Origin of the sequence: Dolichospermum sp. FACHB-1091, from assembly GCF_014697585.1 — a bacterium.
GTDB lineage: Bacteria > Cyanobacteriota > Cyanobacteriia > Cyanobacteriales > Nostocaceae > Dolichospermum.
Genome location: NZ_JACJSB010000005.1, coordinates 170,711 through 179,556, shown reverse-complemented (window position 1 = coordinate 179,556; position 8,846 = coordinate 170,711). Strand labels below are relative to the sequence as shown.

Genomic DNA, 8,846 nt, shown 5'->3' with positions numbered 1-8,846 from the left:
GTGTCATTACCACTGCCAGTAGTGATAGTGTCATTCTGACTTGTACCAGTAATCTGAAACCGATTTATCCCAGAGAAATCAACTCTGTCTAAGTATTGACCAGTGGAGAGATTAGTTCGATAAGCTGTACCATAAAATCCTTCTGCACCTGCGTAGGTAGATAAGTCCATCCCACTTCCACTGTCACCAATGGAGTAATTAATAATTAGTAGATCATCTCCTACACCTCCATCGACAACATCTATACCTAACCCACTATTAATCGTGTCGTTGCCAGAAGTTCCTGTAATGGTATCATTCCTGTTAGTTCCTGTAAAATTCTGCTGCTCTACCTGAATATTTTGCCCATTTACCGTAATGGTCGCGTGATCATCCTCAGCCTTCAAAGCCTGTAAAGTCTGAGTATCCAGACTGTTACCCTGTACCAAAGCAGCAAAAATCGCCCCTTCATCTCCAGCACTATCACTGATATTGATGTGAGCATCAATAAAATGCCCAATTTCCTCTAACAAAACTTCACTAATAGCTTCTGCTGTAGAAGTTGCGAGAAAATTAGCTGATAAATAAATCTTATTATTGCTACTGCCATAAGCCCCATTGGCATTGCCAAGAATGCTACTATCTAAAATCTCAATTTGCGGAAGTTGACTAAAATCACCAGATAGCCACTGTAAACGCAGAATTTCCGCACCGCTACGGTTGTATTGTGTACCAAAAGCGGTATCAAATAAATTCCAGAAGTTGTCTAAATCGGCAAAGGTGCTGAGTTGGTTATATGTCAGCGTCAGGGCAGAGTTGAGCAAGATATTCATGGATTTGATGATTTATTCCTATGGAAATAATGTGACACAAATACTTACAACTGTCAATCTCTACATTCATACTACAAATTATAATCCAGTTGTAAGCTACTATGCACCTCAAGTTTATCATCCTAAAATAGTTAAAATCTTGTGGGGTGGGCATCTTACCCGCCAGATTTATACAAATTAAATGCAGTACAGCTTAATACTTATTGAAGTAGTCGTGCAAAATAAATTGAACATTTTAAAAATCCCTAAACCAATCAATTTTGGAGGGACAAACCCCCCAAAGTTGATAGTTCCCGGTAAACTACTATAATCAGTGCCGTTGGTAGCAGATCACCTTTTTGAGTCTAAACTAACACTTGTGCTTTTTCCTCTTCCAGCTTTACCTGAGCCTCTGCTTTGAGAAACTCAGCTACTTGTGCCTCAATTTCGTCGCGCACAATTTGACGATATTCCAAGAAATGCTCAATTTGAGCGCAAACAGATAAATAGCTACTGATACCACCAGGATTATGCTTGTACATACTCCAAAGATTACGCCAGAATTGCCACCGGGTATTACGTAACATACCTTGTCGCCAGCAAATAGTTAATAACGCCCGCAATACCTTCCAATTCAAGGGTTTTTTTGCACCCTTGCCCTTTTTCGGATAAGTAGCTTCACCTAAAATGCGGTAGTGACGGTAAGCACGATCTAAAAATCGTGATGGTTCGTATAATTCCCAAAATGCTTCTACATATTCACTAGCGATTTCTGCTAAAGGCCTTGTAGGGACAAAATTCATCAACGTAGTTTGATTAATATTTGCAGATTTACTGCGGAGTCGGTTTTCCTTTGCTAATCTGTGCCATAATGCAGTATCAGGAAGGGCTTGAAGCATACTAAATAAAGCAGTGGGAATTGATGTCTGCTCTACAAATTTGACAATTCTCGCCCCAGCCCCCGACTTTTCACCATCAAAACCAATAATAAAACCTGCCATAACTCGCAGTCCAGAGCGCGTAATCTTATATACCGCTTCACTCAGGGAATCCCGCGTATTTTGAAATTTTTGAGTAAAAGCGAGGCTTTCTTCGTCAGGGGTTTCAATACCCAAGAACACAGACCCGAAATTACACCTGACCATGGCATCCATTAGTTCTTGATCTTGGGCTAAATCCACGGAAGCCTCTGTCGCAAAGGAGAAAGGATACTCATGTGCAACCATCCAAGGTTGTAGTTCTTTTAAGAATAATTTAACGTTGCGTTTATTACCAATGAAGTTATCATCTACCATGAAAATACTGCGTCGCCAACCCAATTCATAAAGATAATCAAGTTCGGCGAGGAGTTGCGCTGGTGACTTGGTGCGGGGTTTGCGACCATAAAGGACAATAATATCACAAAATTCACACTGGAAGGGACAACCACGGGAAAATTGTACTGACATTTCCGCATAAGCATCAAATTCTAGCAAATCAAAGCGAGGAATGGGAGTATTTGTGACATCTGGTTTTTCACCACCTGAGCGGAATATTCCCGAAGATTCACCACGGCTAATTGCATCTATAAATAATGGTAAGGTAATTTCTCCTTCATCCAAAATTAAATAATCTGCACCCACGTCTGTGACTTCTTGGGGTAAAGCTGTTGGATAGGGTCCACCCACTGCTACACGCTTACCGCGCCCTTTTGCTTCTTGAATCTGTGCCAGTAAATCCTCTTTTTGGACAATCATTGCTGATAAAATCACTAAATCAGCCCAAGCCCATTCTGCTGCTGTAATTTGGCGAATATTCCGGTCTACTAACTTAAAATTCCACTCTTGGGGTAAAATGGCGGCCACCGTCACCAAACCCAAAGGTGGTAACATGGCTTTGCGGTCTAGTAAAGCTAGTGTTTTTTCAAAAGACCAAAAACTTTTCGGAAACAGTGGATATACTAGTAGAACATTCATGATATTAATTGTCAACCCTGAATTTTGCTTGTAGCTTGATTTTAAACAAAGACTGAAGATAAGTAGGTTGGCGTTAAAAATTGTCGTTATGACAAGGGAACAGGGAACAGGGAACAGGGAACAGGTTTTGGGCAAGTTTACTTTTCGTTACTTGTGTCGGTTTTTTCCGCTCACCTACTTAGAAAATATTGTTCACAACCCTACCCCCTTCCCTTGTGGGGTACGGGGGTTTCAAAGCCTCTCCCATAACATAATGAAAGCTTTTCCAATTCCGTCTCCTCTTAGGAGAGGGTTAGGGAGAGGTAAGAGAGAGGTTTTTCTGTAACCTTTTTAACTTGTGCATTTTTAACTTGTGCATTTTTAACTTGTGCATTCATACTCTAAATTACTGCTTCCACTTTTTCGGCTGCTTGTTCTTTAACGAGTATATAGGGTTTTTCCGCACCTTGGGCTAAATATGCGGCTAATTGACTTTCGATTTCGTCGCGGACAATTTGCCGGTATTCCATAAAATGCTCAATGTGGGCGCAGGTAGAAATGTATTGTTCAAGCACTTTCGGGTTATGCTTGAGAATACTAAATAAATGATGCCAGAATTTCCAGCGGGTTTGTCGTTTAAATCCTTGTCGCCAAATTACAATTAGTAAGGCTCTCACAACTACCCATTCTGGCATTTTTGCAGGTACTGTGTATTTAGCTGAACCTAACATCATAAAACAGCGATAGGTGCGGTCTAAATAGGCAACTGGGTCATATAAAGCACAGAAAGCCTCCACATATTCCCTAGCTAATTCTTCTAAAGGACGGGTAGGAATGAAGTTCATCAATGTGGTTTGATTGATGTTCCCATCTTGATTTTCCCGTAATCTTCCTTCTTTTTTCAAGCGATGCCACAATGCAGTATTGGGTAATGCTTGTAACATAGCGAAAGTTGTAGAAGGGATAGCTGCTAATTCAGCGAAGCGGACAATGCGATCGCCAGCACCAGTCTTTTCACCATCAAAGCCAATAATAAACCCAGCCATGGGTCGCAAACCTGCTTTAATAATAGTTTCTACAGATTCAGCCAAGGAACTGCGAGTATTTTGGAACTTCTTAGTTAGTTGTAAACTATCTTCATCTGGGGTTTCAATGCCCAAAAATACCGCTTTAAAACCACAATCTACCATCAATTCCATCATTTCGGCATCTTGTGCCAAATCAATGGAAGCTTCCGTGTCAAAATTGAAAGGATATTGATGTTGTTCCATCCAAACTTTTAACTCTTTGAGCAACAATTTTACATTACGTTTGTTGCCAATAAAGTTATCATCTACCATGAAAACACCCCGCCGCCAACCCAACTCATAGAGATAATCTAACTCGGCTAAAAGTTGTGCTGGGGTTTTAGTTCGGGGTTTGCGTCCATATAAAACAATGATGTCGCAAAATTCGCACTGGAAGGGACAACCGCGCGAAAACTGCACCGACATCATATCATAGGCATTAAACTCCAACAAATCAAAGCGGGGAATGGGTGTAGTTGTGACATCAGGTTTTTCTGTAGCCCGGAAAACTCCAGATTTTTCTCCCCGTTGTACCGCTTCCACAAACATGGGTAAAGTAATTTCTCCCTCGTCGAGAATGAGGAAATCTGCCCCCGCTGCTTCCACTTCATGGGGTGTGGAGGTGGGGTAGGGACCACCTAAAGCTACCAACTTACCGCGTTTTTTCGCTTCTCGAATTTGTGCCAATAAGTCTTGTTTTTGAACAATCATGGCAGAAAAAATCACCATATCTGCCCATGCCCACTCTTCCTCTGTGGCAGCGCGGATGTTACGATCTACAAGTTTAAATTCCCATTCTTGGGGTAAAATTGCCGCTACCGTTACTAAACCCAAAGGTGGTAATAACACCTTTCTGTCAACCAGCGCCAGAATTTTCTCATAAGACCAAAAGGTTTTTGGAAATATTGGATAAACTAGCAAAACACGCATAGTATCACCCCTCACGATTTATTTGTGATCTAACTGTAACTAAAAATTTAGACTAATTGACTTTTTTCTGAATTTGTCCGTTGTATGGGAGAATGGGGGGATTGTCAGAATCAGGATATCCAGGATTTAAGGATGAACAGGATGAAGACTGGGAACAATTAAAAAATACAAATAGTTTTGAGCTTATTCTACCTACTCATGCAGTCTGGTCAATTAGCATCTACTCTAAGCGTTACAATTTACAAAGCACCACAAAAAGGTAAAGGTCAAAAATTATTACAGGAAGGCTTTCAAGTCGTTGATTTTCCCTATAATCCCCCCTACCTTGATGGAAGTTGCTACTTTGCAGGATCAAATGACAGAAGCATTGCTGAGGAGTTCAACGAGAGCTATCAAGAGGGGATTCTTGAGGTATATATTGATCAGGCAAGCTACGAGCAGTATTTCAAATCTCTTGAATATCGTTATGATGAAAAAGATGGTTGTGAGCGAATTGAGGTGGTTGTTCCTCAAAGTTTGTTTCCAATCCTTAACCAATTTCCACGAGTTCTTAAATCACGGTGAATATTATGGATAGTACAAGTTGGGAAAATATTAAATCTAAATATAAGCTAGGTCAGTTTGTTCTGGGAAAAGTAGAATTTCATACACCCTTTGGCGTTTTTGTCAATATTGATGAGTCTTTAGTTAAGGGGTTGATCAAAATCCCTGACTTTTTAGATGAAGGGGGGATGAGTCCAGAAATGTATCCAGAAATTGGTACAACTGTAGGTGCGGTTGTGGTTGGATATAACGAGAGTAATTTTCGAGAAGTATATTTAAGTGCAAAACCTAGTGTACTGCATAAAGCTCTTGTACCCCTGAAGATTCCAGCTTTAGCTGGTTAGGACTGATTGAATTTGCACCTCAGTTTACAAGGGATATGTTGCATGGAAGCAAGAATCCGTAGTACAGAAGTGTTGAATGTTAAGATTTTGAGGATTGTGTCCAAGTTGTGCATTGGTATTGGTGATACCAAATTTGGTCAATTAATGACTCTATTCTCAATAGACAATGGATTTTACCTGGGTAAAACGCAAAGATTGTAAAGTTTTATTGCAGGATTCAACACTTGTGTCCGTAGTAATATAAGTTGTTAGTTAGGGAATTTGTCTGATAGCGAAGCGTGGCGCAAGCCATATCAGGATGTCCAGGATTTAAGGATTTACAGGATGAAGATAGAATTTTATCACTAACTACGTATCATTATGTGTACAAGTCTTGAATTAATAATTAGCAACTTGGGTTAGTATCAACTATGCTGAAAAAGGAAATTTTTCTAAAAAATATTGAGCATGGAATTACTTATTTAGAAGTGTCAACACGCAATAGAGGAAGATTAAGACTCTTTGATCAGCATATTATTGCTGAAGATTTTGTCGCCAAGCTACTAAATACAATCTATGATTATAACTTAATTAACTTAAATTCCAAGAATAAATCATATCCTGCAATTGATTTAGGTGACTACAACAAAAAAGTTTGTTTTCAAGTTACATCTACTTCTCCTGAAAATCAGCGAAAAAAAATAAAAGAAACAATAAGTATATTTATTAAAGAGAAAGATTACCAACGGTTTAATTTTCTGAAATTTTTATTTTTGGGAGACAAGCAGAAAGAATATCGAAGGGGATTTGATACCCAAAATTTATTTACATTTGATCCAAAGAAGGATGTTATAAATTTACAGGATTTAATAGATGAACTAAGCTCCCTTCCAGATGAAAAACTAGAACAATTGAATCATTTAATTGAAAGTGAACCATTTTATAAAAATAATTTCTCAGCAGAAATGCAGATCCTACAACAAGGAGATATTGAAGCATTAAAAATATATAGAGACGCATTTGATAGACCAGCACTCCAAGATTCATTTCACACAGAATCAAGCTATCAGGACTTTGAGGCTGCTTTAACAGATTTGATATCTCTCTTGAAAACAGGAGTTATAAACCGAAAATTGCTGGCAAAACCCATTCCTAAATTTGATGACAAAAATTTACGACAAGAACTTAACAATCTCTATAAGAAAGTAAAACAATTAAGACAATTATACAACGAGTATAAAAAAATGGGTGAAATTATTCCAGATCAAAACATTACTAAATTTAAAAGAACAAATACTCCTGATCTTTTCAATACGTTCAAGCAAAACGTAATTGATACTATAAATTCAATCTTAGAACAACATAATATCCTCCCCATAGATGGGGTTTCTTGAGTGCGATAAACCCCATTGTGGAGTTTTATTTTATTAGTACAGTTATCTTGTTTGCGTGGGAGCTATCACTCTTATTGTAGAGTTAAATTCTGAGGAATTACGCAAAATATCTCTGTAACTTCCTTCTCTTCGTATCCTTCGTGTCTTCGTGGTTTATTCTTCCCAATCTTCAAACCGTAAACCATTTACCCGGCTAAACTCCCGGACATTATGCGTTACTAATATCAAATTATTTACCATAGCAATAGCCGCAATTTGTAAATCATTAGCACCAATAATAATTCCTTTCGCTGATAATTCTGCACGAATTCTGCCATAAATGAAAGAAGCATCATCATCAAACGGCAATGAAACAAATAACTTGAGAAACTCTTGCTGTCTATCCAGGGTTTTTTCAAGATTATTACTTTTCATAGCACCATAAAATAACTCACCTTTAACTACTGAACAAACCGCAATATCCGCAATATTTGTTGATCGTAACCGCTGCCGAATTGCCAAAGACTTACCATTAAGATAACGAGCGCAAACATTAGTATCTAGCAAATAAATCATGCAGCTTCTTCTCTTTGGGCAAAATTATCCTCATCATCAATAACAATAGGATCATCTTGACAACTACCATAAGTTTGTTCAAAAAAACCAGGAGGCCAGCCTAATTCCTCTGGTGATTTTTGCTGAGATTTACCTTTTGTGTCTATATCATATTTTTGTGACTTGAACTGTAAAAACTCAATAAAATTTAAAACCTCCTCCTGTTGTTGAGGGGTTAGATTTTGGACTATTTCTAAAATAGATTTTTGCCTTTCTACTGCTTGAGTCATAATTAAAAATCCTCCTCTTCTAAATTTACAACTATTGTAGGTTGGGTAGACGCAAGGAAACTCCACACTATGATTTATTTTATCTAATTTTATCGAATATGTTCGGTTGTGAGCGATCGCCGTGAAGTATATTTACAGCACTTCCCGGTGTTATGAGGTACATATCTAGCGGGCAAGATGCCCGCACTACAAGAGTTTCATGATTCAACTTTGTACCTCATAAGAGCGGAAACCGCTGTAAGTGCTAAACCTAGTGTACTGATGACTTACGCAAATCTTCGTATCCTTCGTGTCTTCGTGGTTTATTCTTTCTTGACTTCTACCTTTTTGATTTGCGAGGGATATCTTCAGAGAGTCAAGGGATTCCCATAAGATAAACTAGGGAAGTGCGATCGCTCTCATTGTAAAGTTAAATTATTATAAATTACGCAAAATACCTCTTAAACTCTCTTATCTTCGTATCCTTCGTGTCTTCGTGGTTTATTCTTTCTTAACCTCTGCCTTTTTGATTTGCATCAGGGCGATTCTTGGGGTGAGGGAAGGGATCTTTATGGTTCATGTAGGATGATCAGGCGATCGCTATGATATAGCTATAAACTGTATTTAAGTATAATTTTAGCGGGCAAGATGCCCGCACCACAATATCTAGTTAGATTTGGGTGATTTGGTTTATTTAAACCAAGTCATCATCAGTGTAAATAAAGAAGATCATCCAGTTGACCTTTCCTATCTAGACGATACAGATCATCACAACCGCCAATGTGTTGATTATTAATAAATATTTGGGGAACGCTGCGGCGATTATTAGCGCGTATAGCCATGTCCGCCCTGGCTATTTCATCACCGTCAATTTTGTATTCTGTAAAATTAACACCTTTCCACCATAGTAGCATTTTGGCACGGATGCAGTAGGGGCAAGTTTGCCAAGTATAAATCTCTACATTGGCTTTGACGCGCTCTGGATGACGACCGAGAAGGGAATTGAGAAAATTTAGCATATCGTGAACTGGAAAGTTTGGTTTTAATTAAATCTTATCCTC

The 8,846-nt window shown here is 38.5% G+C and carries 8 protein-coding genes and 1 pseudogene; 3 read left to right on the top strand and 6 right to left on the bottom strand.

Going from position 1 to position 8,846, the window contains the following annotated elements; translation table 11 throughout:
- From H6G25_RS05240 to H6G25_RS05230, 3 genes and pseudogenes are all read right to left on the bottom strand, one after another.
- Nucleotides 1–812, bottom strand: a pseudogene (locus H6G25_RS05240) (hypothetical protein); the annotation flags it as partial.
- 344 nt (nt 813–1,156) lie between these two features.
- Nucleotides 1,157–2,746, bottom strand: a complete 1,590-nt coding sequence (locus H6G25_RS05235; RefSeq protein ID WP_190391561.1) for a B12-binding domain-containing radical SAM protein — start codon at nt 2,744–2,746, stop codon at nt 1,157–1,159.
- Nucleotides 2,747–3,126: 380 nt separating this feature from the next.
- Nucleotides 3,127–4,722, bottom strand: coding sequence for a B12-binding domain-containing radical SAM protein (locus H6G25_RS05230; protein ID WP_190391560.1), 1,596 nt, complete (start codon nt 4,720–4,722; stop codon nt 3,127–3,129).
- Nucleotides 4,723–4,920: 198 nt separating this feature from the next.
- On the opposite strand from H6G25_RS05230, the gene H6G25_RS05225 reads away from it, so the two are divergent.
- The 3 genes from H6G25_RS05225 (at nt 4,921) to H6G25_RS05215 (ending at nt 6,982) form a co-directional block, all read left to right on the top strand.
- Nucleotides 4,921–5,286, top strand: coding sequence for a hypothetical protein (locus H6G25_RS05225; RefSeq protein WP_190391559.1), 366 nt, complete (start codon nt 4,921–4,923; stop codon nt 5,284–5,286).
- A gap of 5 nt (nt 5,287–5,291) precedes the next feature.
- Nucleotides 5,292–5,609, top strand: a complete 318-nt coding sequence (locus H6G25_RS05220; protein WP_190391558.1) for a S1 RNA-binding domain-containing protein — start codon at nt 5,292–5,294, stop codon at nt 5,607–5,609.
- A gap of 410 nt (nt 5,610–6,019) precedes the next feature.
- Entirely contained in the window at nt 6,020–6,982 is a 963-nt protein-coding gene (locus H6G25_RS05215) for an SMEK domain-containing protein (RefSeq protein WP_190391557.1), read from the top strand.
- A gap of 153 nt (nt 6,983–7,135) precedes the next feature.
- On the opposite strand, the gene H6G25_RS05210 is transcribed toward H6G25_RS05215, so the two are convergent.
- The 3 genes from H6G25_RS05210 to grxC form a co-directional block, all read right to left on the bottom strand.
- Nucleotides 7,136–7,537, bottom strand: coding sequence for a type II toxin-antitoxin system VapC family toxin (locus H6G25_RS05210; protein WP_028090427.1), 402 nt, complete (start codon nt 7,535–7,537; stop codon nt 7,136–7,138).
- The gene (locus H6G25_RS05205; RefSeq protein WP_190391556.1) at nt 7,534–7,806 is read right to left on the bottom strand and encodes a DUF2281 domain-containing protein; all 273 of its coding nucleotides are present in this window, start codon (nt 7,804–7,806) and stop codon (nt 7,534–7,536) included. Before H6G25_RS05205 ends, H6G25_RS05210 begins: the two co-directional genes overlap by 4 nt.
- A gap of 689 nt (nt 7,807–8,495) precedes the next feature.
- The gene (gene grxC / locus H6G25_RS05200; protein WP_190391555.1) at nt 8,496–8,804 is read right to left on the bottom strand and encodes a glutaredoxin 3; all 309 of its coding nucleotides are present in this window, start codon (nt 8,802–8,804) and stop codon (nt 8,496–8,498) included.
- Nucleotides 8,805–8,846 lie beyond the last annotated feature (42 nt).

Excerpts from the sequence above, each read along its gene's own strand:
- H6G25_RS05235 (WP_190391561.1), bottom strand. The coding sequence starts at position 2,746 with ATGAATGTTCTACTAGTATATCCACTGTTTCCGAAAAGTTTTTGGTCT.
- H6G25_RS05230 (WP_190391560.1), bottom strand. The coding sequence starts at position 4,722 with ATGCGTGTTTTGCTAGTTTATCCAATATTTCCAAAAACCTTTTGGTCT.
- H6G25_RS05225 (WP_190391559.1), top strand. The coding sequence starts at position 4,921 with ATGCAGTCTGGTCAATTAGCATCTACTCTAAGCGTTACAATTTACAAA.
- H6G25_RS05220 (WP_190391558.1), top strand. The coding sequence starts at position 5,292 with ATGGATAGTACAAGTTGGGAAAATATTAAATCTAAATATAAGCTAGGT.
- H6G25_RS05215 (WP_190391557.1), top strand. The coding sequence starts at position 6,020 with ATGCTGAAAAAGGAAATTTTTCTAAAAAATATTGAGCATGGAATTACT.
- H6G25_RS05210 (WP_028090427.1), bottom strand. The coding sequence starts at position 7,537 with ATGATTTATTTGCTAGATACTAATGTTTGCGCTCGTTATCTTAATGGT.
- H6G25_RS05205 (WP_190391556.1), bottom strand. The coding sequence starts at position 7,806 with ATGACTCAAGCAGTAGAAAGGCAAAAATCTATTTTAGAAATAGTCCAA.
- grxC (WP_190391555.1), bottom strand. The coding sequence starts at position 8,804 with ATGCTAAATTTTCTCAATTCCCTTCTCGGTCGTCATCCAGAGCGCGTC.